This is a genomic window from Croceibacterium sp. TMG7-5b_MA50, from assembly GCF_039830145.1.
Taxonomy (GTDB): Bacteria; Pseudomonadota; Alphaproteobacteria; order Sphingomonadales; family Sphingomonadaceae; genus Croceibacterium.
Genome location: NZ_CP156082.1, coordinates 1,938,921 through 1,964,976, shown reverse-complemented (window position 1 = coordinate 1,964,976; position 26,056 = coordinate 1,938,921). Strand labels below are relative to the sequence as shown.

Annotated in this window: 21 protein-coding genes; 15 read left to right on the top strand and 6 right to left on the bottom strand. The window is 68.3% G+C overall.

Annotated features, from left to right (window positions below; genetic code table 11):
• The first annotated feature begins 21 nt into the window (after positions 1-21).
• Together V5740_RS09360 and V5740_RS09355 are read left to right on the top strand one after the other, a co-directional pair.
• Positions 22-1,038, top strand: a complete 1,017-nt coding sequence (locus V5740_RS09360) for an aspartate carbamoyltransferase catalytic subunit (protein ID WP_347302219.1) — start codon at positions 22-24, stop codon at positions 1,036-1,038.
• The gene (locus V5740_RS09355) at positions 1,035-2,267 is read left to right on the top strand and encodes a dihydroorotase (RefSeq protein WP_347302218.1); all 1,233 of its coding nucleotides are present in this window, start codon (positions 1,035-1,037) and stop codon (positions 2,265-2,267) included. Before V5740_RS09360 ends, V5740_RS09355 begins: the two co-directional genes overlap by 4 nt.
• 2 nt (positions 2,268-2,269) lie before the next feature.
• Here V5740_RS09355 and V5740_RS09350 read toward each other — a convergent pair whose 3' ends face one another.
• Positions 2,270-2,968: a hypothetical protein gene (locus V5740_RS09350; protein WP_347302217.1), complete on the bottom strand. Its 699-nt coding sequence runs from the start codon at positions 2,966-2,968 to the stop codon at positions 2,270-2,272.
• A 347-nt stretch (positions 2,969-3,315) separates the two neighbouring features.
• Between V5740_RS09350 and V5740_RS09345 the strand changes: the two genes are divergently transcribed.
• The 4 genes from V5740_RS09345 to V5740_RS09330 all read left to right on the top strand — a co-directional run bounded on the left by V5740_RS09345 (position 3,316) and on the right by V5740_RS09330 (position 7,358).
• A complete protein-coding gene (locus tag V5740_RS09345; protein ID WP_347302216.1) occupies positions 3,316-4,125 on the top strand; it encodes a hypothetical protein in 810 nt (269 codons plus the stop codon).
• 94 nt (positions 4,126-4,219) lie between these two features.
• Complete coding sequence (locus tag V5740_RS09340; protein ID WP_347302215.1) at positions 4,220-4,411, top strand: ferredoxin; 192 nt, start codon at positions 4,220-4,222, stop codon at positions 4,409-4,411.
• Positions 4,412-4,563: 152 nt separating this feature from the next.
• A complete protein-coding gene (gene bfr / locus V5740_RS09335) occupies positions 4,564-5,067 on the top strand; it encodes a bacterioferritin (RefSeq protein WP_347302214.1) in 504 nt (167 codons plus the stop codon).
• A 359-nt stretch (positions 5,068-5,426) separates the two neighbouring features.
• Positions 5,427-7,358 (top strand): BCCT family transporter, encoded by a 1,932-nt coding sequence (locus V5740_RS09330; protein ID WP_347302213.1) that lies wholly within the window; start codon positions 5,427-5,429, stop codon positions 7,356-7,358.
• Between the two features lie 98 nt (positions 7,359-7,456).
• Here V5740_RS09330 and V5740_RS09325 read toward each other — a convergent pair whose 3' ends face one another.
• Both V5740_RS09325 and V5740_RS09320 read right to left on the bottom strand, forming a co-directional pair.
• A complete protein-coding gene (locus V5740_RS09325) occupies positions 7,457-8,482 on the bottom strand; it encodes a calcium-binding protein (RefSeq protein WP_347302212.1) in 1,026 nt (341 codons plus the stop codon).
• Positions 8,483-8,623: 141 nt separating this feature from the next.
• Positions 8,624-9,424: a metallophosphoesterase family protein gene (locus tag V5740_RS09320; RefSeq protein WP_347302211.1), complete on the bottom strand. Its 801-nt coding sequence runs from the start codon at positions 9,422-9,424 to the stop codon at positions 8,624-8,626.
• Between the two features lie 262 nt (positions 9,425-9,686).
• Here V5740_RS09320 and V5740_RS09315 point away from each other — a divergent pair, with 262 nt between their 5' ends.
• From V5740_RS09315 to V5740_RS09300, 4 genes are all read left to right on the top strand, one after another.
• A complete protein-coding gene (locus tag V5740_RS09315) occupies positions 9,687-10,520 on the top strand; it encodes a TorF family putative porin (protein ID WP_347304489.1) in 834 nt (277 codons plus the stop codon).
• A gap of 131 nt (positions 10,521-10,651) precedes the next feature.
• The gene (locus V5740_RS09310; protein WP_347302210.1) at positions 10,652-11,092 is read left to right on the top strand and encodes a VOC family protein; all 441 of its coding nucleotides are present in this window, start codon (positions 10,652-10,654) and stop codon (positions 11,090-11,092) included.
• 49 nt (positions 11,093-11,141) lie between these two features.
• Entirely contained in the window at positions 11,142-12,521 is a 1,380-nt protein-coding gene (gene der / locus V5740_RS09305; RefSeq protein ID WP_347302209.1) for a ribosome biogenesis GTPase Der, read from the top strand.
• A gap of 366 nt (positions 12,522-12,887) precedes the next feature.
• Complete coding sequence (locus tag V5740_RS09300; RefSeq protein ID WP_347302208.1) at positions 12,888-14,306, top strand: peptide MFS transporter; 1,419 nt, start codon at positions 12,888-12,890, stop codon at positions 14,304-14,306.
• Here the strand turns inward: V5740_RS09300 and V5740_RS09295 are convergent.
• From V5740_RS09295 to V5740_RS09285, 3 genes are read right to left on the bottom strand one after another with little or no spacing between them, the layout of a single operon-like run.
• Positions 14,294-16,441, bottom strand: coding sequence for an AAA family ATPase (locus V5740_RS09295; protein ID WP_347302207.1), 2,148 nt, complete (start codon positions 16,439-16,441; stop codon positions 14,294-14,296). The genes V5740_RS09300 and V5740_RS09295 overlap by 13 nt on opposite strands.
• 8 nt (positions 16,442-16,449) lie before the next feature.
• The gene (locus V5740_RS09290) at positions 16,450-17,778 is read right to left on the bottom strand and encodes an outer membrane beta-barrel protein (protein ID WP_347302206.1); all 1,329 of its coding nucleotides are present in this window, start codon (positions 17,776-17,778) and stop codon (positions 16,450-16,452) included.
• A gap of 4 nt (positions 17,779-17,782) precedes the next feature.
• Complete coding sequence (locus tag V5740_RS09285; protein WP_347302205.1) at positions 17,783-18,346, bottom strand: polysaccharide biosynthesis/export family protein; 564 nt, start codon at positions 18,344-18,346, stop codon at positions 17,783-17,785.
• A gap of 192 nt (positions 18,347-18,538) precedes the next feature.
• On the opposite strand from V5740_RS09285, the gene V5740_RS09280 reads away from it, so the two are divergent.
• The 5 genes from V5740_RS09280 to V5740_RS09260 all read left to right on the top strand — a co-directional run bounded on the left by V5740_RS09280 (position 18,539) and on the right by V5740_RS09260 (position 26,048).
• Positions 18,539-19,630 (top strand): acyltransferase, encoded by a 1,092-nt coding sequence (locus tag V5740_RS09280; RefSeq protein WP_347302204.1) that lies wholly within the window; start codon positions 18,539-18,541, stop codon positions 19,628-19,630.
• A 58-nt stretch (positions 19,631-19,688) separates the two neighbouring features.
• Positions 19,689-20,771: a glycosyltransferase family 4 protein gene (locus V5740_RS09275; protein ID WP_347302203.1), complete on the top strand. Its 1,083-nt coding sequence runs from the start codon at positions 19,689-19,691 to the stop codon at positions 20,769-20,771.
• A 198-nt stretch (positions 20,772-20,969) separates the two neighbouring features.
• Positions 20,970-23,369, top strand: a complete 2,400-nt coding sequence (locus tag V5740_RS09270) for a hypothetical protein (RefSeq protein ID WP_347302202.1) — start codon at positions 20,970-20,972, stop codon at positions 23,367-23,369.
• Positions 23,370-23,442: 73 nt separating this feature from the next.
• Entirely contained in the window at positions 23,443-24,795 is a 1,353-nt protein-coding gene (locus tag V5740_RS09265; RefSeq protein ID WP_347302201.1) for an O-antigen ligase family protein, read from the top strand.
• Positions 24,792-26,048, top strand: a complete 1,257-nt coding sequence (locus V5740_RS09260; RefSeq protein ID WP_347302200.1) for a hypothetical protein — start codon at positions 24,792-24,794, stop codon at positions 26,046-26,048. The genes V5740_RS09265 and V5740_RS09260 overlap by 4 nt, the downstream gene beginning before the upstream one ends.
• Positions 26,049-26,056 lie beyond the last annotated feature (8 nt).

Genomic DNA, 26,056 nt, shown 5'->3' with positions numbered 1-26,056 from the left:
CTGCGGTAGGCGCAGGCTTTGATGGCCATCGAACCCACCACCCGCGCCCGCTACCCCGCCGGCGCGCTCGCCTTCCCGCACCGGGGCCTGCTCGGCATCGCGCAGCTGCAGACGCACGAGATCCTGTTCCTGCTGGACGAGGCGGAACAATGGGTGGCGCTGAACCGCCGCCCGGCCAAGCATACCGACCTGCTGGCCGGCCTGACGATCATCAACGCCTTTTTCGAAAACTCCACGCGAACGCTGCTGAGCTTCGAGATCGCGGGCAAGCGGCTGGGGGCGGATGTCGTCAACATGCATGCCGCGCAATCCAGCGTGAAGAAGGGGGAGACGCTGATCGACACCGCCATGACGCTGAACGCGATGCGCGCCGATGCGATCGTGATCCGCCATGGCAGTTCGGGCGCGGTGCAACTGATCGCGGACCGGGTGGACTGCCCGGTGCTGAACGCGGGCGACGGGCAGCACGAACACCCGACGCAGGCGCTGCTCGACGCGCTGACGCTGCGCCATGCCTTGCGCGATGCGGGGCGCGCCAGCAGCGACGGGATGGTGAACGGGCTGGTGGTGACGATCTGCGGCGACATCCGCCACAGCCGGGTCGCCCGATCGAACATCCTGTGCCTGCAGGCGCTGGGTGCGGTGGTGCGGGTCTGCGCGCCCCCTGCGCTGATGCCGGCGGAGATCGAGGCGATGGGGGTGGAGGTGTTCCACCACTTCGATCGCGCGCTGGACGGGGCGGAGGTAGTGATGATGCTGCGCCTCCAGAACGAACGCATGGACGGGCAATTCATCCCTTCCCCCCGCGAATACCGGCACCTCTATGGCCTCACGCCCGAACGGCTGGCGCGCGCCGCGCCCGATGCGCTGGTGATGCATCCCGGCCCGATGAACCGGGGGGTGGAGATCGACAGCAATGTGGCCGACAGCGTGGGCCGGTCGCTCATCACCGCGCAGGTGGAGATGGGCGTCGCCATCCGCATGGCCTGCCTAGAGGTGCTGACCCGCCGGGCGCGGCAGGTGGAGGGCTGGGCATGAAGGCGCGTCCGCTCACCATCACCGGCGGCCAGCTGGTAACGCCCGTCGGCGTACGGCCGGGATCGCTCCGCTGTGCGGACGGCTTCATCACCGCCGCCGCCGGGGACGTGGCGCCGCAGGACGGGGACGAGGTGGTCGATGCGCGCGGTGCGCTAGTGACGCCGGGGCTGGTCGATTACGGCACCTTCGCCATCGACAAGCCGGCGTTCCATTTCGGCGGCATCACCCGCGCCGCGCTGATGCCCGACCAGGCCCCCCCGCTCGACCATCCCGCCCGCGTGCGCTTCGCGGCACAGAGCGGGAAACCCGATTTCTGGGTCCACCCGCTCGCAGCGGCCAGCGTGGGGCTGGCGGGCGAGCAGCTGGCCGAACTGGCGCTGATGCGCGACGCTGGCGCGCGCGGGGTCGCCACCGGCCGCCGCTGGATTGGCGATTCCGGCGCCATGCTGCGGCTGCTGCAATATGCCGCGATGCTGGATATGGTGGTGGTCACCCATGCGGAGGATGCGGGGCTGGCCGGCAATGCCGTCGCCACCGCCGGCGATATCGCCACGCGCCTGGGCCTGCCCAGCGCGCCGGCGGAGGCGGAGGCGCTGGCCATCGCGCGCGACATCGCCTTGGCGGAGCTGGCAGGCGCGCCGATCCATTTCCGGCAGGTCACGACGCGCGGCGGGCTGGCGCTGGTGCGCGCCGCCAAGGCGAAGGGGCTGGCGGTGACGGCGGGGGTAACGCCGGCGCACTTCATGCTGTCGGACCTCGCCATCAAGGATTTCCGCACCTTTGCCCGCCTGTCGCCACCGCTGCGCAGCGAGGCGGACCGACAGGCGGTGATCGCCGCCACCGGTGACGGCACAATCGACGTGATCGCATCGGGCCACGATCCGCGCGGGGCGGAGGACAAAAGGTTGCCCTTCGCCGACGCGGCGCCGGGCATGGCCGGGGCGGAGACCCTGCTGCCATGCACCCTGTCGCTGGTGCGCGACGGCGTGATTGACCTGCCGCGCGCCTTCGACCTGCTGGCCCGCAATCCCGCGCGCCTGCTGGGCGTGGCGGCGGGCGAGCTGCGCGCCGGGGCGGAAGCCGACGTGGCGCTGATCGATCCGGAACGGCCATGGGTGGTCGATTCGGCCAAGATGGCCGCCACCGCCGGCAACACGCCGTTCGACCGGCAGCCGGTGCAGGGCCGGGTGCTGATGCTGTGGAAGGGCGGTGCCCGGATCGCGGGCTGAGCCTACCAGCGGGCGCCGGCCCAGCGCGGACGGTGCCAGGCCATCGCGGGTGCGGCCTTGGTGGCAGGTGCCGTGCCCAGCATCGCGGCCATGCGCTGCGGTGTGGGGCCGGCGCCCGCCATCCGCGCCCAATGCGCGAGGCGAGCGGGCAGGGCATCCGGCGCGACATCCAGCGCGGCGAGCTGGCGCGCCTCCGCCCAGCGGCCCGCCATGGCTAAGGCGAATGCCAGGTTCTGGCGCAAGGCGGCGCTGTCGGGCGTCTGCTCCACCGCCAGCACCAGCATCCGCACCGCCACCTCCGGCTCCCCCGCGAGTGCCAGGGCCAGGCCGCGATCGCCGGCGGGCAGCGCCTGTGCCGCGGGGGACAGCAACAGTTCCGCCGCCTCCTCGTGCCGCCACGATCCTGCCAGCGCCAGCGCATGGCCGAGCAGGGTGCGCCCGCCGCCCTCACCCTTCGCGCGGGCATCCGCGAAGCTCTCCGCCGCTGCCGCAAAACGCCCGGCGGCAAGCTGCGCCTGACCCAGCGTGGCGAGCGCCTGCGCATCACCGGGCGCGGCGGCAACGGCCCGCTGCGCCATCGCAACGGCCGCGGCTGCCGGATCGGGTCGCGCACCATGCCCCAGCGGCACGGTGCAAGCGCCGAGCAGCATCAGAGCGGGCAGGGCGGCAAGCGGGCGGAAGGGAAAACGCGGCAGCTGCATGGCGCACTCATCAGGCGCGGCAGGTGAAGGGAGCGTAAATCGCCGGGATCGGGGCATCGCCGGGTGTAGTGAGCGACAGTCCCGACATGCGGCTTGCCGCGCGCTGCCGGATGACCCAAAACGCGCGGCAGAACACAAGCAGGCCAGCGCCTTGCGGGAGATCATGGATGCGGGTTGCCTGCTGCCTTGCCACGATGCTGGCGCTTGTCGCGTCTCCACCCGCCAGGGCGCAGGAGGGCGCACCGGCGGCGTCGGTTGGAACTGAGGTGCCCGCGGCCGGAAATGTCGCGATCAGCTTTCACCGAACGGATCCTGCCAGGGACAATATCATCCTCAGCCGTGGCGTCGTGCTGTTCCCCGTGACGATCGCCGGGCGTGAGGTCTGGGGACTGATCGACAACCGATCCGAATTCAGCGTGATCGACACGGCGCTGGCTGAAGCGGCGGATCTGGAGATGCGTGCGCCGTCAGGCACGTTCCCCGGGCCGACCGGCCGCGTGGAGAAGCGGCAGGTGCTGGACGTGCCGGTGGCGATCCCTGGCCAGTTCGACACGCGAATGCCGGCCCTTGCCGCGGTCGATCTTCAGCCGTTGTCCGCGCTGCACCAGCGGGAGATCGGCTTCGTGCTGGGCCGGAACATCCTGTCATCGATGTTCCTGTTTCTGGACACCGGCCAGCGCAGCGCGAAGATCATGCCCGGCGGTTCGAGCCGGGCGACGGGCGGCCCGTCCCCGCTGGTGCTGACGCAGGGAAGCAATCTGGTGGAACTGGAGGTGCGCGGCGGCACGGAGCGGGCGGTGCTGGACTTGGCGCTGGGCGCGGGCATCCACGTGTCGCCCGCGGCCTATGCCCGGCTGCAACCCGACGCGCTGCCTACCACGCGCGTCAATCCGACCCGCAAGCTGGATGGTACCGTCCGGATCGGCCCGCTGAGCGGGCGCGACCCGCCGTTGGTTATCGCCCCGGTTGAGGATGGCGAGGCGGAGATCGCCATCGGCCTGCCGATGTTCCGCAACTCGGTCCTGCTGATCGACTTCGCCCAGGAGAAGCTGTGGCTGCTGCCCAGCGCCCCGACGCGCCCGGTCGGCGAGGATGCGTCTGCCGAGAGTACACCGGCTGCGGTCGGCGAGTCGCCACCGGGACCACAGGCCGGCTGACAGCATCGAAGCTGCAAACAATTCGCGAAAAGGCTTGCTCCTGCGACGTGCTCTCATTAGCGTCGTCGGCAGGACACGGGAATCGCGAGCTTCCATGTATATCTGTATCTGCAATGCCATCCGCGAATGCGAATTCAGGACCGCCGCGCTCGGTGCCGGGTGCGACGCGTCGGGTGTGTACCAGCGGCTCGGCAAGCGGCCCCAATGCGGGCAGTGCCTGGACGATGCAGAGGACATGCTGGAAGAATATCGCGCCGCCGCCTGCCAGCAGAAGGTCGCCGCCTGAGCGCCTGTACAAAAGCGAGTGACAATCACTTGCCGGGTAAGTGACAATCACTCTCAAACCAGCGTTTTAGTTCGGTTTTTTCGATCAATTGTCTTGCCACTTGGTGTGGGCAGGTCCATTTGCTGCACCATGATTTCGCATGGAGCCGCAGCATGAAGGGTGACGCCATCGTCATCGAGTACCTGAACAAGGCACTCACCAACGAACTGACCGCCATCAACCAGTACTGGCTGCATTACCGCGCGCTGCAGCATTGGGGCGTTCAGCGCTTGGCCGAGCATGAGCGGCACGAATCCATCGACGAGATGAAGCATGCCGACTGGCTGTCGGAACGCATCCTGTTCCTGGACGGTCTGCCCAACTTCCAGCAGCTGCACCGGCTGAAGGTTGGCGAGACGGTCGAGGAGATCCTGAAGGCCGACCTGGCGCTGGAGGAGGAGGCCGTGCCCCTGCTGCGCGAGGCGATCGAGCGTTGCGAGAAGGTGCGCGACTATGTCAGCCGTGAGCTGTTCAAGCGCATCCTCGAATCCGAGGAAGAGCATGTCGACTTCCTGGAGACGCAGCTAGACATGATCGAGCGCATGGGCCTGCAGAACTATGTCCAGCTGAACAGCGCCCCCGCGCCGGAGATGATGGCCAACGCCGGGGAGCATTGATCTGTTGCCGGCCGCGCCGTGCGCGGTCCGGCATAGTGGATCGGGGGCGGCAGGCCACAGCCTGGCGCCCCCGACCGCATTGTGGGCGGCAGGATGGCGTCATCGGGCGTGTCCGCTTATAGGTCAGGGCAGCAGGAAGCCGATGGTCAGCCCCAACTGGATCGCCACGATCAGCCCCAGGCGATTTAAGAAGGGCTGCTTGCGCGTCTTGTGTTGGAACACGGACCGGCCATTATCGATCGCCTAACCAGCCATCAGGCTGGGTGATGCGGCCGCCATGCTGCGTCTCGGCGGGTTTTTTGTGCGGCACTGACTTTTGGCCTAACAAAGGCTAACGGCGGGCGATGCAACGCACAGCCATGAACCCGCGTGTCTTCTGGGGCGCGTCCGCCATCATCGCGATCCTGCTGGGCAGTACGCTGCTGGCGCCGGGCACGTCGGATGCAGTCTTCAGCGTCGCCCAGGATTGGGTGATCCGGACCTTTGGCTGGTTCTACGTGTCGGCCGTGGCCGCCTTCGTGGTGGTCGTGCTGGTGCTTGGCTTCGGGCCGGCGGGTCGGCTGAAGCTGGGGCCGGACGATGCGGAGCCCGATTTCCCCTATGCCTCCTGGCTGGCGATGCTGTTCGCCGCAGGCATGGGCATCGGGCTGATGTACTTCGCCGTCGCGGAGCCGATCCAGCACTTCACCTCGCCCCCTGACGTGGAGCCTCGCACCTTCGACGCCGCGCGCGAGGCGATGGCGATCACATTCCACCATTACGGTATTCATGCCTGGGCGGTGTATGCACTCGTCGGCCTCAGCCTTGCCTATTTCTCCCACCGCAAGGGCCTGCCCCTGACGCTGCGGTCTGGGCTGCACCCGATCTTCGGCAAGCGGATCAACGGCCCGCTGGGCGATGCGATCGACATCTTCGGCGTGTGCGGCACGGTGTTCGGCGTCTCCACCTCGCTCGGCTTCGGCGTCGCGCAGATGAGCGCGGGGCTGGCATTCAACTACGGGCTGCCCGACACGATCACCGTGCAGGTCATCGTCATCGCCGTGGTGATGGGCGCGGCCACGCTGTCGGTGCTGAGCGGGGCGGACAAGGGCGTCAGGCGCCTGTCAGAACTGAACCTGATGCTGGCCGTGCTGCTGATGATCTTCGTGATGCTGTGGGGGCCAACCTTGTTCCTGCTGCGCGCGCTGGTGCAGAATTTTGGCCTCTATCTCGACCATTTCGTATCGCGGACTTTCACCCTGTACGCCTACGAACCGCGGGCGTGGATGGCTGACTGGACGCTGTTCTATTGGTCGTGGTGGATCGCCTGGTCACCGTTCGTCGGCATGTTCATCGCCCGCATTTCACGCGGGCGGACAATCCGGCAATTCGTGATCGGCGTACTGTTCGTGCCGGCCGGCTTCACCTTCCTGTGGATGACGGTGTTCGGCAACACCGCCATCGCGCTGGATCTGGGCGGGGCAGCCGGCGGCATTTCGGCGGCGGTCAGCGAGAACCTGTCCACTGCCTTGTTCAAGTTCCTGGACTACCTGCCGGGGGCGGGCTTCACCAGCACGCTGGCGATCGTGCTGGTGGCGGTGTTCTTCATCACCTCGGCCGATTCAGGCGCGCTGGTGATCGACACGCTGGCATCGGGCGGCGTGGAGGACACGCCCCGCTGGCAACGGGTGTATTGGTGCCTGCTGCTGGGCGCGACCGCGACCCTGCTGCTGATGGCGGGCGGACTTGGCGCGTTGCAGACCGCGACGCTGCTGGCTGCGCTGCCCTTCGCCTGCATCATGCTGCTGTTGGCGGTGGGGCTGGTGCGCCAGACCGGCGCCGACCTTGCCGGCATCGCCATCTCGGAAGAGGCCCCTCCGATCGGTGAGCAGTTGAAGCGGCTGTTCGTCCCTGCCAGCAAGGCGGAGATCCTGCGGCAGATGGCCAGCAAGGGCGAACCGGCGCTGCGATCAGTGTGCGAGGCGATGCAGGAGGAAGGCTGGGCCGACAGCCATATCGACCGGGAGGACGAGCGGATTGTGCTGACCATCAGCTTCGCGCCCGACCGGGTGTTCACATACCGGCTTGAACCGCGCTCCCGCCCCCTCGCTGCCTATACCGCGCTGGAGGCGTCGGAAGCACGGCGGAGCAATACCTGGACCCTTTCCGCCCAGACCGGTGTGCAAGGGCGGCCGCGCGACCTGACCGGCTATTCGACGGAGCAGATCGCGGGCGACATCCTGAACCAGTTGGAAGGCTGGCGCCCGATCGGCGCCGCGGCGGTCGCCAGCGCGACTGTCCAGCCCGGCTGATCCTGCGCCATAGCCGCGAACGCGCATAAAAAAGCACCGGGCTGCGATGGGGCAGCCCGGTGCGATGGTATCCGTGCGGCTCTGCGGCCGCTGGCGGATCAGCCGAAGTAGGCGGTCAGGTCGGTGGTGAACTCACCCATGACCAGCACGCTGCTGCCGTCGTTGAAGAACAGCGTGGTGCCTTCCGCGCCCACGGACAGCGACTTGAAGCTCTGGCCGTCCTCGAACACGATCTTGTCGCGGTAGATGCAGAACTGGGTCAGCACGTCCTGGCCCGAATTGCAGCCGAACACGACCAGGTCCAGGCCCTCGCCGGTGCTCATGGTGTCGTTGCCGGTGCCGCCGATCAGGATGTCGTCGCCTTCGCCGCCGATCAGCTTGTCGTTGCCGCTGCCGCCGAACAGCTTGTTGCCCTTGCCGCCGAACGTGCTCAGCGTGTCGTCGCCTTCGCCGCCATACAGCAGGCTCGCGCCCATCTTGTTGAAGATGTAGGCGGTCAGCGTGTCGTGGCCGCTCTCGCCGTACAGCACGTTCACGAGGCTGTCCTGCGTGGAGCCATAACCGCGCGCGACCATGGTGTCGTTGCCCGTGCCGCCCTCGGCGTAGTTCTTGCCGGTGGAGCCGGCGACGCTGTCCAGCGTGTCGGCCGACAGGTAGATGCTGTCATTGCCACTGCCGCCGAACGCCTTGTTGCTGATATGGCCGTCGGCCTTCTGCAGCGTGGCCTCGATCTTGATCACATCGTTGCCGCTGTCGCCGGAAACGCAGGTTTCCATCAGCGACTTCTCGCACTGGAGCGTGCCGTTGCCGAGCAGGTAGGTATAGGATTCGATCAGGTCGTCACCCGAACCACCGTCCTGCACCACGCCGACATACTTGGACGCGGTGGCCGACTGGAAGAACAGCTTGTCGTTGCCGCTGCCGCCGAACTGCGCGCCGCGCACGTCGCGGGTGTAGTTGAAGCCGCGGATCATGTCGGTGGTCAGGGTGTCGTTGCCGCCATTGCCGATCAGCGTGGTGTTGTTGTGCTTGCTGGACAGGCGATCATTGCCGTTCAAGCCGATCAGGATCTGCCAGTCGCAGCTGGTGTTCAGCGTCAGGTCACGGTCAAGGAACCAGAACATCGGAAAAATCCCCCAGGTCGTCGTTGATACTGACGCGCGGGGTGGCGCAGGAGGCAAAACTGCTCAATCAGGGAGACTGGAAACGCGACGTCCCACAACTGGACGTTGTCCCGATAAGGGAGCGTATCTCCTTTATTTGCCTCATGGTGCGACTGATACGACCGCTGTATCGCCGATCGTTTGCTCGCTCGCTTGCAGGAACCGGCGGTCCGACCCCTCTAACCTCAGCGCCGTTAACCGGCCGGTACGGTAGGCGCCGGTATCGATTCCGATCCGGTTGGCCCGCTCCTCCGGCTCTTCGCTGATCGTATGGCCGTGAACCACCATCAGCGGGTGCGCGGCAGCGTACGACAGGAAAGGTTCGCGGATCCAGCGCAGGTCGCGCGGCGACTGTTCCGCCAGCGGCACCGCCGGATTGATGCCGGCATGGACGAACAGGTAGTCGCCGATCGCCACCATGTCCTCCAGCGCCTGCAGCCACGCGACCACGTCGGCCGGCACCGCCGCCCGCACCATCGCCTGCGCCTCCTCCATCTCCGCCGCCCGGAACGCCGCGTGGTCCACGCCGAAGCTCCACGCGGTTTCCTTGCCGCCGAACTTCAGCAGGGAGCGGAACACCTCCGTATCCTGCAGGCTGGCGAGGAACATCTCCTCGTGATTGCCGCCCAGCACGCGCACGTCGCGCCGACGCTGCAGGTCGCGCACGCGGGCGATCACCCCGGCACTGTCGGGGCCGCGGTCGATCAGGTCGCCCAGGAACACCAGCGTGGTCTCCGCCGGCGCGGATCCGGCCTCGTCCGCCGCGATGGTCGCCAGCAGCGCGTCCAGCAGGTCGAGCCGGCCATGGACGTCGCCGATGGCATAGACCCGCTGGCCCGCTGGAATGGCGGGCAGGTCGGCCGGAGCGGGACGGGCGAAGATCTGCTTCAGGGATGCGAACATGGCTGCGGTCGTGTCTAGCTGCTGGCGGCTGAACGGACTAGCAACGTGGTAGTTGCAAAATCATCAATGATTGTTGCAACGCCAACACAGTCTGCGCACGAATTCTGCGCCGCAGCACGAACCCCGCTTGTGCAGTGCGGCAAAACCGCGCAGATTGCTCTCACGACATCGGATACCGCTTCGTCACCGGACAGAAAGCGGATCGGCGTCGCGCAGGATGGAGCCGTTCGATCATCTGATCAGAGGGATCCATTACATGTCCATGTTTCTTCGCGGCCTCGCCGCTTCCACCTTCCTCGCCGCGACCGCGCTGGTGGCGCTGCCCGCTCACGCGCAGGATGCCGTCGATCCGCCGAGCGACCTGACCGTCAGCGGTTCCGTCGCTTTGGTCTCCGACTACCGCTTCCGCGGCGTGTCGCAGACGGACGAGAACATGGCGGTGCAGGGCGGCATCACCGTGGCGCATGCGTCCGGCGCCTATGTCGGCACCTGGGCGTCCAACCTGGCGGGCTGGGGCACGTTCGGCGGCGCCAACATGGAACTGGACCTGTTCGCCGGCTACGCCGTGCCGCTGGGCGACAGCGGCGTGACGCTGGACGCGGGCCTGACCTGGTACATGTATCCGGGCGGCGCCGACGACACCGACTTCGCCGAACCCTACGTCAAGCTGTCGACCGACTATGGTCCGGTCTCCGCCCTGGTGGGTGTCGCCTATGCCCCCAAGCAGGAGGCGCTGGGCAACTTCTCCGCCACGCCGTACAGCCGCGGCCAGAAGGAGGATAACCTCTACATCTGGACCGACCTTTCCACCGGCATCCCCAACTCGCCGTTCACGGCGAAGGCCCATGCTGGCTATTCCAACGGCAATCCCGGCCTTGGCCCCAACGGCACCAGCGTGGCGCCGACCGGCGAATACATCGACTGGATGCTGGGCCTCGACGCCGCGGTCGGCCCGCTGACGCTGGGTGTCGCCTACACCGACACCAACCTTCAGTATGACGATTACGATTACCTGCTGCCCAATTTCTCCAACACGGAAGACGGCAGCAACATCGCGGGCGCGCAGGTCGTGTTCTCGGTATCCGCCGGCTTCTGACCCGGCGCACGAGCTAGAGGGGGGAAAGGCCCGCGCCGGGCATCTGGCGCGGGCCTTTTCGTTGGCACGGGGGACGGGGCGCCCTATCTGGCGGGCCGAACAACCCCTCTGCCCCCACAGGAGCCCCGCCCATGGTTCGATACCTCCACACCATGATCCGCGTCACCGATCCCGACGCGACGATCGCCTTCTTCAACCTGCTGGGCCTCGAGGAGGTGAAGCGCACCGAAAGCGAGAAGGGCCGCTTCACGCTGATCTTCCTGGCGGCGCCCGGGCAGAAGGACGTGGCGGAGGTGGAACTCACCTACAACTGGCCGCCGGAGGACGGCAGCCCGGCGGAGCAGTACACCGGCGGGCGCAATTTCGGCCATCTCGCCTATCGCGTCGCGAATGTGTACGAGACATGCCAGCGCCTGATGGACGCCGGCCACACGATCAACCGCCCCCCGCGCGATGGGCACATGGCCTTTGCCCGCACGCCCGACGGCATCTCCATCGAGATCCTGCAGGAAGGCGAGCACCTGGCGCCGGCCGAACCGTGGGCCTCCATGCCCAACACCGGCGAATGGTGAGAGCCGCCTTTCGCTTGCCAAGCGGCGGGTGAGGTTCCACGGCAGGCCCATGTCCAAGCCCCTGCCGCAAGTGGTGATCATCGGCCGACCCAATGTCGGCAAGTCCACCCTGTTCAACCGCCTGGTCGGCAAGAAGCTGGCGCTGGTCGACGACCAGCCCGGCGTCACGCGCGACCGGCGGCTGGGCGATGTCACCCTGCTGGGCCTGAAGTTCCAGGCGGTCGACACCGCCGGGTGGGAGGATGAGGACGAGGCATCGCTGCCCGGCCGGATGCGCGCGCAGACGGAGGTCAGCCTGAAGGGCGCGCAGGGCGCCATGTTCGTGATCGATGCACGCGTGGGCGTGACCCCGCTGGACGAGGAGATCGCCCGCTGGCTGCGCGAACAGAGCGTGCCGGTGGTGCTCGTCGCCAACAAGGCGGAGGGGCGCAGCGGCGATAACGGCATCCTCGAAGCCTATTCGCTGGGCCTGGGCGAACCCGTGCCGCTTTCGGCCGAACACGGCGAAGGCGTCGCCGACCTGTTCGAGGCGCTGCAGCCCATCGTGGAAGGGTGGGAGGCGCCCGACCTTGCCGAGCCGGGCGAGGACGCCGATCCCGCCGCTCCGCTGCAGCTCGCCATCGTGGGCCGGCCCAACGCGGGCAAGAGCACGCTGATCAACCGGCTGCTGGGTGAAGATCGCCTGCTGACCGGGCCGGAGGCGGGCATCACCCGCGATTCCATCGCGGTCGACTGGCAATGGCACGACCGCGCCGCCGGCGTGACGCGCCAGGTCAAGCTGGTCGACACCGCCGGCATGCGCAAGAAGGCCAAGGTCGACGACAAGCTGGAGAAGCTGAGCGTCGCCGATGCCCGCCGCGCGGTCGATTTCGCGGAGGTCGTGGTCCTGCTGCTCGATGCGACCAGGGGCCTCGAGGTGCAGGACCTGAAGATCGCCAGCATGGTGATCGAGGAAGGCCGCGCGCTGATCGTCGCCATCAACAAGTGGGACATCGCGGAGGATGCGAGCGGCCTGTTCAACGGCATCCGCGCCGCGCTGGAGGAAGGCCTCGCACAATTGCGCGGCGTGCCGTTGGTGGCCGTCAGCGCGATGACGGGCAAGGGCACCGACCAGCTGCTGCAGGCCGCCTTCAAGGTGCGCGAGGACTGGAGCCGGCGCGTCTCCACCGCCGGGCTCAACCGCTGGTTCGACGCCGCGATGGAGGCGAACCCGCCGCCCGCGCCCGGCGGCAAGCGGATCAAGCTGCGCTACATCACCCAGGTCGGCACCCGCCCACCGCGCTTCGTGATCTTTGGCACAAGGCTCTCCGAGCTGCCGACGAGCTACGAACGCTACCTCGTGAACGGCATCCGCAAGGAACTGGGCTTTGGCGCGGTGCCCGTGCGCCTGTCGCTGCGCAGCCCGAAGAACCCCTTTGCGGAGGATTGAGGGGCGCTCCGCTTACCTCCATCGTCGTCCCAAACTTCATCCGGGGTCACGACTAATCGCGGTGATTGCTTTGTAGCCGCGGCGTCTTGATCCTCCCCATGCTGCTCATGGGGAGGATTGAAGGTCCGCTAACGGGGCGTTTGCGGCATGCCCGAAGGGGAGCGACCAGCCTTCGCGTCAACGCCTGCGCTGTCCTACACCGTTCGCATCTGCCATGCCTCTCCATTCCCACCCGCGCGCCCCATCCCGCCCGTTTCCTGAACAAAAAACCGGGCCGTGGTAGGTGTCAACTTAGTGTAAACTTCCAGACTTGGCGGGGCGGTCTGCACCTTGCGCCACACGCCCCGATCTGCCTCAATACCCCGCATGACCACAGTCGAAGCCACGCCCGACCTTTCCATCGCGGACCATGCCGACCGCGCCTTCCTCGGCCATCCCAAGGGCCTCGCCTATCTCGCCTTCACCGAGGCGTGGGAGCGGTTCTCCTACTACGGCATGCAGGCTCTGCTGGTGCTGTACATGACGAAGGAGCTGCTGCTGCCCGGGCATCGGGAGAATGTGGCGTTGTTCGAGCCGTTCCAGCGGCTGTATGGCGGGCTGGAGGGGCAGGCGCTCGCCTCCGCCATCTTCGGCACCTATGCGGCCAGCGTCTATCTCACCCCGATCCTGGGCGGGTTGCTGGCCGACCGGGTGCTGGGGAAGCGCCGCACGGTGCTGGCGGGCGCGATCATCATGGCGGCCGGGCACTTCCTGATGGCGTTCGAACTGACCTTCCTGTTCGCGCTCGCCTGCCTTGTCATCGGTTGCGGGCTGTTCAAGGGGAACATCGCCAGCCAGGTGGGCGCGCTGTACCAGCCGGGTGATCTCCGGCGCGCGGATGCGTTCCAGATCTTCTATCTCGGCATCAATGCGGGCGTCATCGCCTCGCCGCTGGTGGTGGGCACGCTGGGGGAGACGGTCGGCTGGCACTGGGGCTTTGGCGCGGCGGGCGTCGGCATGCTGATCGGCCTCGCCATCTATGTCGCCGGGCAGAAGTACCTGCCGGTGGAGCACTTCGCCCCCCAGCGCGGCCGCGACGCGACCACCGCGCAGGAGAGCGATGGCGACGGCCCGGCCCGGCTGACGCGTGCCGACTGGCCCGCGCTGCTGGCGGTGCTGCTGCTGATCCCGGTGATGGCGGTGGCGATCGTGCCCAACAACCAAATCTTCAACGCCTACCTGATCTGGGGCGACCGCGACTTCGATCTTACCTTCTTCGGCACCCGGCTGCCGACCACCTGGCTGGTGACGCTGGACGCGATCGTGTCGGTCAGCTTCCTCGCCCTCGTGGCGCTGTTCTGGCGCTGGTGGGGTCGCACCCGGCGGGAACCGGACGAGTTGACCAAGATGATCATCGGCTCGGCCTTCTCGATCGGGGGCATGCTGTGCCTGTGGGCGGCGGCGGCGACCACGCCCGCGGGGGAGAAGATCGGCCTCGCCTGGCCGGTCGCGTTCCACCTGGTGAACTCGATCGGGTTCGCGCACCTGCTGCCCGTCAGCCTGGCGCTGTTCGCGCGGCTGGCCCCGGCGGCGTTGAACGCCACGGTGATCGGGCTGTACTACCTCGCCTTCTTCAGCGGCAATGCGCTGGTCGGGCGCGTCGGCACCTGGTTCGAAACGATGCCGGTGGAACGCTTCTGGCTGCTCCACGCCGGCTTCGCCGCGGCGTCCGGCATCGTGTTCGTGCTGTTCAAGCTGCTGGTGGCGCCCCGCCTGATCGGGGCGTCACCGGCTCAGGCGAAGTAGCGGCGGTAGAGCGCGCCGGTGAAATAGCCGCCGGCCATCACCTCCGCATCGGGATCGACCATGGTGAAGGCGCCGCCCAGTACGTTTACGCCGTCATCGTGCAACTGGTCGACCGCCTGCATGGTCGCGGCCGGCTTGGTATGGCCCCAGCGGATCACCACGCACACGCCGTCCGCATGGCGGGCAATGGTGCGCGCATCGGCCACGGCCAGCACCGGCGGCAGGTCCAGCACGACATAGTCGTAGCGCTGGCGCGCCAAGGTCAGCAGCTGCTCCATGGCGTCACCGTCGAACAGGTCCTGCGAGGTGAAGTGCGCCGCGGCGACGGGCAGGATCGCAAGGTCGGAGCCCTTGTCGGCCGACACGATCCCGTCGAACGTCGCCTCCCCGTTCAGCAGCTCCACCAGGCCGTGTTCCGGCCGGTGCGGCAGGCGGCGGGACAGGCGGCCATTGCGCAGGTCGCAGTCGATCAGCAGCACGGATGCCGAATTGACCGCCAGCAGCCTGGCATAGGACAGCGCCGTCTCCGTCTTGGCCTCCCCCGGGATGGCGGAGGTGAAGCCGACGACCTTGCCGCGGCCGCCCCCGGCGCGGGAGATGGAGGCGCGCAGGTTCCGCACCGCCTCCGTATACAGGGTCGCCGTGCCGGCGGAGATGGTGTCGGCCGGATCGGGGCCGGTGCGCTGGTGCCAGCGGCCGGGGCGCTTGCCGACGAAGGGGAGGGAGGCGAGCAGGCGGAGGCCCAGCACCTCCTCCATGTCGCCGGTCGTGCGCAGGCCCCCTTGCGCCATCTCCACCGCCAAGGCGCTGCCGATGCCGCCCGCCAGCGCGACGATCGCGGCAAGCGCCAGCAGGACGGAACGGGGCGGGCCATCGGCGCTGACCGGCGGCTGCGCGGAATCCACCACCTCCACCTGCGCGATAGCGGCGCCAGTGGACTGGGTGCTTTCCAGCGACAGCTCGTTCATGCGGTCATATTGTGCGCGGGCACTGGCCGCGTCCCGCTCCAGCCGTTCCGCATCCGCGGTGTTGCGGGTGTTGCTGGCGCGCTGCCCTTCCAGCGCGCCCATCCGCGAACGCAAGGCGCCGACTTCCGCATCGGCGGCACGCGCCTGCGCCTGCAACGAGGTTACAACGCGCTGCCCTTCGTCCAGGATCTGCCGGTCGATGCCCGCCAGCTGGTCGCGCACGCGGATCGCCTCCGGATGGCGGCTGTCGTACCGGGTCTCGATCTCGTCGCGTTCTCGCAGGATCGTCGCGCGCTGGGCGCGCAGGTCGCGGATCACGTTGGAGCCCTGCACCGCGGCGACCGCATCGACATTGCCGCCGGACAATTGCTGGCTGGCGACAGAGGCATTGCTGCGCGCGGCGGCGGCATCCGCCTCTGCCGCGGCGAGCTGGCCCGACAAGGTGGCGATCTGCTGGTCGGCGACGGTCCCGATCTCGCTGGTCTGCGGCAGGCCGGTGCTGGCCCGGTAATCGGCCAGGCGCGATTCGGCCGCGTTCACCTGTCCCGCCAGCTCACCCAGGCGCGCCCGGAAGAATTCCGCCTGCCGTTCGGACGATCCGCTGCTCGATTGCACGCGCAAGTCGATATAGGTCTCGACCATGGCGTTGGCGATGCGCGCCGCCTTTTCTGCATCCTTCGCGGTGAAGGACAGCGAGATGATGTAGGACAGCTGGTCGCGGCCGATCGCGGTTTTGCGACGCACCGCATTGACAGTGCGGGACACGAGGTCGGCGGAAGGCTCCCCCGCCTGCAGCGCATCGTCGCCGGCGAATTCGGGATCGCGGTACAGCTCCAGGTCGCGCACCACCGCCTCCGCCAGCGCGCGGGAGGACATGAGGCCGGTCTCCGTCTCGATCGCTTCCGCGTTCAGCAGGCTCTGTGCGCCTTCCTGTTCCATGGGGTTCAGCGTCGGGTCGACGCGGATGCGCGCGGTGGCCTGGTAGTCGGACCGCATCAGTGTGATCGCCACCAGCGCGGCGATGAAGATCGCCGCCGCGACCCCCAGCACCAGCCGCCAGCGCCGGCGCAGCGCGCTGCCCAGGCCACCGATCACTCCGGCGACCGTGCGCCCGCCGCCGCGCCGGGGGCGCTCCGCTGCGGTATTGTCGATGCTCTGCGTGGCCATGGAATGCCTCAAGGATGGAAGGTGAGGGTCAGGTTTGCGGCGAGTTCGCGCATGTCGGCGTTGATCGTCGCCTGCGATCCCTCACGCCGCGTCCAGCTGGCGGAGAGCCGCACGTCGAACCAGCGGGGGGCGAAATATTCGGCGCTGGCGGTGGCCTGCCGCACGTTGAACGACACGGGGGAGCGGACATAGTCCACCTGCCCCAGATAGCCGCTGAGCCCCAGCAGCAGGGCGCGGCGCGCGCGGCGTTCCAGCGTCAGCCGGGCGCTGTTCTCGAAGAAGATGTCGCCGCCGGCCAACGGCGGTTCCTGCAGCAGCCGACGGGCTGACAGGGTCACGTTGGTCAGCGGGTTGGCGAACCAGGTGACCTCCCCTTGCGCGGAGAAGCCGGAAACAGGCTGGAACTGCGGATCGTTGAAGGTGCGGCGGGTAAAGCCGGCGGCCAGCGTGCCCCGCAGGCGGCCGGGCAGGTCGGCATTGGCCCCTGCCAGCAGGCGCCAGCCCGATCCGTCGCGCACGGGGCGGAGCGGCGTGCCCGGCAGGTCGAAGCCGGTCGCCCGATAGCTGCCCTGCGCATAAGCGACGAGACCGGGGGAGAAGGCGTATTCGAGCTGCGCGGCGTAGGTCTGTTCGTGCCGGTCGCGCGCATCCTGGCTGATGACCGTGCCGTCCGACTGGGTCAGGTCGGCAAAGGTGAAATCCTCGATGGCGGCGGTGGCGGTGATCCGGGTGCGGCCGAACTGCCGGGTGCCGCGCAGCGCGCCGAACGCCCGGCGGTAGCGGGAAAGGATGGCGACGGATGAATCAAGCCCGCTGACGAACGGATCCTCCTGCACGCGGGACAGCCGCGCCTCCGCCGTGACGCTGGCATAATCGCCCACGTCCAGGCGGCCATCGGCGCCCAGGTCCCACTCGGTACGGTTCAGCCGCTCGACCTCGGCAAAGCGGGTCAGCACGGCGCTGCCGGACAGGCCGATCCGGTGGCGGGCCCAGTCGCTGCGTACATCCACGGCGGAGGTCACCCGGCCATAGACATCGCCCGGATTGTCGCCGGGCAACAGCAGCGGGTTATCCGATGCGCCCCCGCCCACCGTGACGCGTGGGGAGATCAGCACCGTGCCGCTGCGCAGGCCGATGCCGCCATAATCGAGCTGGATCTGCTGCCGCAGGGAGGTGTTGCGGTCCTGGTCGTAATCGAACGGCAGCACCGGCTGGATCAGGATGCCGTCCTGCCCCGGCACCGCAATCTGCCCGTACGCCGTACCGGGCTGGAGGGCGCACCCGGCCAGCAGTGCCGCGACAAGGGCAGGCTTTCGCGGACCTGACAGGCGCGGCATGATGTCAGAACAGCCGCTCGCCGACGCGCAGCGTGTCACCCGGCCGGATGCGCAAGTCCGCGGTCAGGCGATAGGCCTGTTCCCCTTCGGTCCCGGCCGCCCGGATATACAGGACGCGCTTCTCCGACCGGGGGGTGAAGCCTCCGGCGGTGGCGATGGCGTTCAGCGCCGTCAGGCCGGAGGCATATTCATAGCGGCCAGGATCGCTCACCTCGCCCAGGATGAAATAGGGGCGCAGCTGCACCAGCTCCACATTGACGCGCGGATCCTTGAGGTAGCCGTCGGCAAGGCGCATCCGGATCGCTTCCGCGACCGCATCCGCGCTTTCGCCGGTCACCGGCACCGTGCCGATCAGCGGCACGGAGATCGTGCCGGCCGGGCCGACGGGGAATTCGCCCGACAGGTTCTCTTCCCGGTAGACGGTCAGGCGAACCTTGTCGCCCACGCCCAACGGGTAGTTCTCGTCCATCTGCTGATCGGTATAGCGCGGTCCGCTAGCGATGGTCGCAGTGTCGACGGAAGCGCAGGCGCCGACCAGCAGGGCCAGCATGCAGATCAGCAAGCGCACAATTAGAATCCCCACTCTCTTGTGACCTAAGCCGTAGTCCTGGCACACGGGCGAGGCAAGGTTCTGCCCAAGCGGCTGCCCGGCGAATTGGGCGGCGCAGCGCCCCATTTCGGGGCATCGTCATAGGCGACATCTTCTTAATCACTGGTAAGCTACCCGCATTGCCGCCATGCCGATGGAAGAGGGGTTCTGATGCGCACGAAGCGGGCCGGCGGGGGCGAACTGGTCGGAATACAATATCTGCGGGCACTGGCGGCGCTGATGGTGGTGGTGTTCCACCTGGACCTGCAGGTGCCGGCATTCGGCGTCACACCGTCTTTGCCGGTTGGACTGGCGGGCGGCGTGGACATCTTCTTCGTCATAAGCGGCGCGATCATGTGGATCACCACGGACGGGCGGCCGCAGACGCCGGGGCGGTTCATGTTCCGCCGGATCGTGCGCGTGGTGCCGTTGTACTGGGCGGTGACCTTGTTCACCGCGGCGGTGGCGCTGATCGCCCCTGGCCTGCTGCGGACCAGCCGGCTGGATGATGTCCACCTGATCGCATCGCTGCTGTTCGTGCCGTGGCCCAACCCGACGGTGCCGGGGCTGTATCCGCTGGTGGTGCCCGGCTGGACGCTGAATTACGAAATGGCGTTCTACTTGCTGTTCGCGCTGGCTTTGCCGCTGTCGGGGCGGGGGCGGGCACTGGCGGTGGCGGCGGCGCTGCTGGCGGCGGTCGCGCTGGGCCGGATGGTCGATACGGCGCCCTTGTCGGCGCTGGCCTTCTACACCGCGCCGCTGGTGCTGGAATTCGGCTGCGGCGTCCTGCTGGGCTGGATGTGGACGCGCACCGGGTGGCTGGCGCGCATCGCCCCGCCGGTCGCCGCCCTGCTGGTGGTCGCCGGCCTGGCGACGATGCTGATCCTGCCGGAAGCGGTCGGCGGCAGGTTCCTCTATTGGGGCCTGCCCGCGACCGCGATCATGACCGGGACGCTGGCGCTGGAAGCGCGCGAGCGACTGCCGCGGTGGCGACTGCCGCTGCTGCTGGGGACGGTGTCGTATTCCCTGTACCTGACCCATCCCATCGTCCTGTCCGCCGCGACCCGCGCATGGCAGGTGACGGGCTGGACCGGTATGGCCGGCCTGCTCTTCTATGGTGCGGTCACGCTGGTTGCATGCTGCGGCGCGGCCATCGCGACATGGCGGCTGGTGGAGGTGCCGACGATGTGGCTGATGCGGCGCAACCCGCCGGTGGCCGCGCGCACCAACCTCGTCTCCGGCCCGCTCGAGCCGCCCTCTTGAGCATGGCGGCGGAGTGCCGCATCAGTTTATCGCATCAACGGACCGGGGCAGCAGCACGATGAATGACACGCAGCGGATCGTGATGGTCGCCCCGCATTTCGAAGAATACGCCTTCCTGCTCGCGCGCGCGCTGGCGCGTCGGGCCAAGGTGCTGCTGGTGATCGACACCGCGCGGCTGGGGGCGGACTTCGCCGACCGGCCGCAGCCCGACGCCCCCTGCGTGACGCTGCGCCATTGCGACTTCCGCCCGGCGGAACTGCCCGGGCTGATGCAGGCGATCGCGCGCTTTCGCCCGGACGTGCTGCACTGGCAGGAACCCTCCGGTCTGGTGAAGGCGGTCATGGCGGCGGTGACGCTGGTTGCGGCGCGCCCGTTCTGCCGCACGGCGATGACCATCCACGATGCTGTCCCGCACAGCGGCCGGGATGCGAAGATCGCTGCGCGGCTGGCGCCGGTGCGCCGCTTCGCCCGCGCACGGGCGCAGGTGCTGTTCGTGCATGGCGGACTGTGCCGGGCGCAGTACCTGGCGGAATACCTGCCGCCGCCGCACCGGGACAATCGGGTGCAGCTCACCGTCCACGGCACCATCCTGGCCGGGCCGCCGGTGCCGCCCCCGACCGATTTCCGCGTGCTGATGTTCGGCCGGATGGAGGCGTACAAGGGGCTGGACGTGCTGTTGGCGGCCATGCGCCGGCTGGTGGCGGACGGTGTGCCCATCGCGCTGGAACTGGCAGGCTCCGGCCCGGAACTGGACCGGCTGGGCGACGATTTCGCCGCCTTGCCGCAAGTCACCGTCCGGCGCGGCTACATTACCTCCGCCGACCTTGTGGAACGGATCGGGGCGGCGGACTGCCTGGTGCTGCCCTATCACAGCGCCACGCAGAGCGGGGTGCTGGCGGCGGCGATGGCCAACGGCCGCTTCGCCGTGGCCTCGGCCGTGGGCGGCATCCCCGACACGGTCCAGGACGGGGTGAACGGGCTGCTGGTCCCGCCGGGCGACGTGGATGCGCTGGCCGGCGCGCTGGCGCGGCTGGCAGGCGATTCGCAACTGCGCCGGACCCTGCAGGCGGGCGCGGCACGCACGGCTGCGGAGCAGCTGGACTGGAACGTCATCGCGGACGACCTGCTGGCGCATTATTAAACAGAAAATACGGATTGTTGTCCATCCGACAGTCGTCTGGACAACATTGTTGATTAGGGGAAAGCCCCTACGTCCGTTCTCCAAGTAGATACAAATCACTAATCATAATGAAACGCGGTTAACCGACGCTGGTCACCCGGCGCATACTCACGCGCCGGTAACAACCGAGAAAGCGGAGGCAATTTCGGAGCGCTAATTATGGTCGAGGTAATTCGCGGTACGGACGGCGACAACCTGTTTCACGCCGGCGACAATACGCTGACCATCGGCGGGTTGGGTAACGACACCTATTACCTGTGGTCGCCCACGGCCCAAGTCGTGGAGCAGGCCGGCGAAGGTTACGACACGCTCCATGTCGGATATTGGGGCGCGTACATCATGCCCGAAGGGTTCGAGGCGATGTACATGCTGAGCTGGGCGGGCGTCGCAGCGACCGGCAACAGCTCCGCCAACCTGATCCAGGCCGGTGGCGTCATGACGACGGTGAACGGCAAGGGCGGCGATGACGTGCTGTATGGCGGCGCCAGCGCGGACGTCTTCGTGGTGGAGCGCGGCAATGGCAGCGACACGCTGATCGGCTTCGTCAGCGGCTTCGACACGATCCGGCTGGAAGGCTATTCCTTCGCCAGCTTCGCCGACATCGCGGGCAAGGCCCGCCAGGACGGCGCGAACCTGGTGATCGACCTCGGCGGTGGGGAGCGGCTGACGTTGGCGGATGTCACCCTGGTCGGGCTGCAGGCGGCCGATTTCGGCTATTCCAGCGTGGGCACCCCGGCACCCGCCGGGCTGACGCTGATGGACGGGATCGCCACGGTCGCGATGAACGGCCTGTACGTCCACAACAATGCCTGGGGCGCGGGCGAGCTGAAGGAAGGCGTCGATTTCTTCATCGACAGCACTTACGACAAGAACGACTTCGCCAAGGCGACGACGTTCCGGTGGGACTTCCCCACAACCACCGATCCCTATGCCCCCGTGCGCGGCTATCCCGAACTGTTCTTCGGCGCGGCGCCATGGGGCGACACGATCAATGCGGCGGACACGACCCGCACCTTCCCCGTGCAGCTGTCCGACGTCAGTGCGCTGACCACCAGCTGGGACACCAGCATCGCGGGCAGCACCGGCAGCTTCAACGTCGCCTACGACATCTGGCTGACCGATGTGCCCAATGGCGGGCCGGGCAACGTCACCAACGAGATCATGATCTGGACCCACGCGCACGAGCATCAGCCGTGGGGCGAAAAGGTCGGCACCTGGGAATACCAGGGCGTCACGGCCGAAATTTGGAACATGGATGTCTACACCGCGGTGATCCTGGGCGAAACGGTGCTGGCGGGCGAGATCGACCTGCTCGACCTGTTTGCCCGGCTTGGCGAGCTGGGCATCGTCAGCCCCGATGAATGGCTCGCCTCCGTGCATTTCGGGGCGGAGATCATCGGCGGTGCGGGCGAGGTCACGATCAGCGGCTTCGACGTGAAGATGACTGCCGCCGATGATGCCGGCGTGCAGACCACCACGCGGATCGACGGGACCGGCGCGCATGTGCTGGAGGTGGTGGAGCCGGCGCGACCCGATGATGGCGCGGGCGAGGACACGAGCGCGATGGTGGCCGTGCATGACGCCTTCGGCCTCGTCACCGGCTATATCAGCGAGGGCAAGGATGCGGTCGGCGACCCGCTGATCCGGCATTACGACCTGGGCGGGGTACTGACCGGCTGGGACATCATCAGCACCGCGCCCGAGGGGCACGTCTTCACCAAGCACTTCACCGCGGGCGGCGTGCAGATCGGCTGGGACGCATCCTTCGTGCAGGCGGATGGACTGGCGCTGGCCGCCTATGACGCGACCGCCACGCTCACCAGCTATGCGCGGGAGATCTGGCACGGCGACGACAGCAAGGAATCGCTGGTCTACGACCGGCAATGGCAGGTGACCGGCCGCACGGTCGAACTGGTGCGCGGCGATGTCACCACCGTTCATGCCTATGACGCGGCAGGCGCGCTGACCGGCAGCACCGTGACGACGCGGTCCGGCAGCTTCGTTGCCCGGATCGACCAGCTGGATGCCGACGGCAAGCTGACCGGCTATCAATTGAGCGAGGTGGATCGCACGGGCGTGCTGACCGTGCGCAGCTTCGACGGCGCGGGCCAGCACCTGGGCGCGGTGCAGCGCTGGGTGCAGGATGACGGCATCACCGTACAGGCCGATTACGATGCACGCTGGCATCTGACCGGCCGCACCTATCATGGGACCGGCGGCGACGATACGCTGCAACTGGGCGTGGGCCATAACGAGCTGTTCACCGGCGGCGGCCGCGATACCGTGACTGCCAGCCACGGCACCGACATCTTCCATGTGACCGATTTCGGCGCGGACGACATCCTGACGGTCATCGGGTTCAAGGCCGGGCAGGACAAGCTGGTGCTGGAACTGGGATCGGGCGAGGCGCGGATGGCGGGCAATTCTGGCCTGGTCTACGATGCCGCGAGCGGGCTGGTGCTGTTCGACAGTGACGGGCCGGGCGGCGCCGCCGGCGTGGCCGTCGCACAGCTGGAGGCCAATCTGCAGCTTGGCGCGGGCGACCTGCTGCTCGGCTGAGAACGAGACAGGTCCATTGGGGGCGGTGGCGGCAGATTGTCGCTCCCGCGCCCCGGTGCTACGCGCGATGGCTATGCACGGACCCGACCTGCGCGCCTGGCGCCGCCTCCAGCCGCAGGATCTGCGGCAGTTCCTGGCCATGCTGGTGCTGGGCGGGATCATGTTCATCAGCGCCACCCGACTGAACCTGCTGCCGGGCGACGTCCTGTTCGTCGGCGACTTCACCGGCGCGGGGAACACCACGCGGCAGCTGCTCTACCTGGCGGGCGTCGCCATCATGCTGGTGTGCGCCGACCCTCTCAACAAGCCGGACCGGCTGCTGGCGATGGGCGTGCCGCTGCTCCTGCTGCTCGCCTGGTGCGCGGCCAGCATGACCTGGTCGGTCGCGCCGCAGGTGGGTGTGCGGCGGCTGATTCTCGCCATTGTGGTCGTGTGGCTGGTCCATCGCACCGTTGATGATCTCGGCCCGGATCGCGCGCTGGCGGTGGTGCTGTATGTCGCGCTTGGCCTGCTACTGGCGAACCTGGCGGCGGTGGCGGTCCATCCCGGCGCGATCCACCGGCTGCGCGGTGCGATCCTGGACGACTCGATCGTCGGCGCGTGGCGCGGGGTCATGCCGGAAAAGAACGGCGCGGGCCTGCTGACCGCCACCACGCTGCTGTTGCTGTGCTTCGGCGTGGGGCGCCTGGGCCTGCTGCTGCGCTTCGGCTTCATCGTGCTCGCCGCCGTGTTCCTGCTGGGCACCCGGTCGAAGACCTCGATCGCGCTGGTCGGCGTGGGCCTTTTGGCGGGGGCGCTGTTCCAGCTCTACCGTCCGCAGCTGCGCCCATTGCTGCTGCCGGCGCTGGCAATCGTCCTGGTGGCCGTGACCCTGGCCGCCTGGTACCTTGTGCCGCCATGGCTGGATGAGCTCGACAGCAGCCTGTCCGCCTTCACCGGCCGCATCCAGATCTGGCGGGTGCTGGTCGCCGCGATCGGGGATCGTCCGTGGCTTGGCGCCGGCTACGGCTCGGTTTGGAACGTGGGGCCGACCTCGCCCATCTACGATTACACCAGTTCCCCATGGATCACCCGGATGATCGCGGAAGGGCATAACGGCTATCTCGACCTGCTGATGGAGATCGGCATTGTCGGGGCGGTGCTGGCCCTGCTGGTGCTGTTCGTCCTGCCGATCGGCCGATTGCTGCTGAGCCCGGCCCGCGACCGGACCCTGGCAGGCCTGTGCCTGGCCCTGCTGGTCTTCGCGCTGTGCCATAACCTAACCGAGTCCAGCATCCTGGTCCCCGATCACCCGGGGCAGGTGGCGATCCTGCTGGCGATCGCCTGCATCCGCCAGCTCACCCGCCCGCATGCGGAGGAGCGACCGGCATCCTACCGGCGCCGCGCGCGGACCGCGCCGCCCGCCACGGACCCGCGTCCGGCGTGAAGCACTGGCTGGATCTGAAGCCCGTCCGTTATGCCCTGGCGGCGGCGGGGCCGGTCGCGGTGGCGGTGACGCATTTCGGGCTGTCACTGGCACTGTTGCAGCTGTTGTCCCCCGCCGCCTTTGGCAGCTTTTCCGCTCTGTTGGTCGTGGTGCAACTGGGTTGGGGCATCTGGTCCGCCTTGCTGTGCGCGCCATTGCCCGTGTTCCTGACGCAGGACGACCCGGCCGCGCGCGCATCGGGGGAGGCGACGTTGCTGCAGGGCAACGCCCGCGGCGCGCTGGCGGCGGTGCCGGTGTTCGCGGGCCTGGGCTGGGCGTTGGACCTGCCGCCGGCCGCCGCCGCGATCTTCGCCTTGTTCGGCGGGGTATCGCTGCTGCGCTGGTTCGGCCGCGCCTTTGCCTATGTCCATGGGCAGCAATTGCGCACGGTCGCGTCCGACCTCGCCTACAGCGCCAGTGTCGGCGTCGCGCTGCTGGGCGCGGGCTGGGGGCTTGGCCTCGATCTGGAGCTCGCCTGCTACCTGGCGCTGCTGACCGGCGCCGTCGCCGGCCTGCTGCCGTTCGGCACCCATTACCTCAGCCAATTGCGCTGGGGAGAGGGCGGGCTGCTCGGCCGTTACCGCCCGATCTGGCAGGGGCAGTCGCGCTGGGCGCTGCTTGGCGTGGGCACGACGGAGGCGACCGCCAATGCGCATGTCTACCTGGTGGCGGCGCTGGCCGGCGCCGCCGCCTATGCGCCGATCGCGGCGAGCGCGCTGCTGCTGCGCCCAGTCAACGTGGCGCAGAACGCGCTCACCGATTTCGAGCGGCCGCAATTGGCGCGGGCGATCGGCTCGGGCGCGACGCCCGCATCGCTCGGCCGGTCGCTGCTGGTGTTCCGGCTGGCGCTGCTGGCGCTGTGGGCGGGTACAGTGGCGGCGGGCGTGCTGCTGTTCGTGGCGGCGCCCCGGCTGCTGTTCCCGCCGGCCTACCCGCTCGACTTCCTGATGGGGGCGTCCGCGTTGTGGGCCTTGTTCGCGCTGCTGCGGCTGCTGCAGACGCCCGAATCGACCCTGCTGCAGGCGGCGGGCGAGTTCCGCGACCTGGCGATGGCGAGCGTCTGGTCAGGCATCGCCAGCGTGGCGGCGGTGACGCTGCTGCTGGTGACTGCCGGCACGCTGTGGTCGATCGCCGGCGTGGTCGCGGGCGCGGCGGTCTACCTGGCGTGGACCTGGCTGTATGCCCGGCGCTGGCTGGCGGCGCGGCGCAGCTAGTCCCCGCG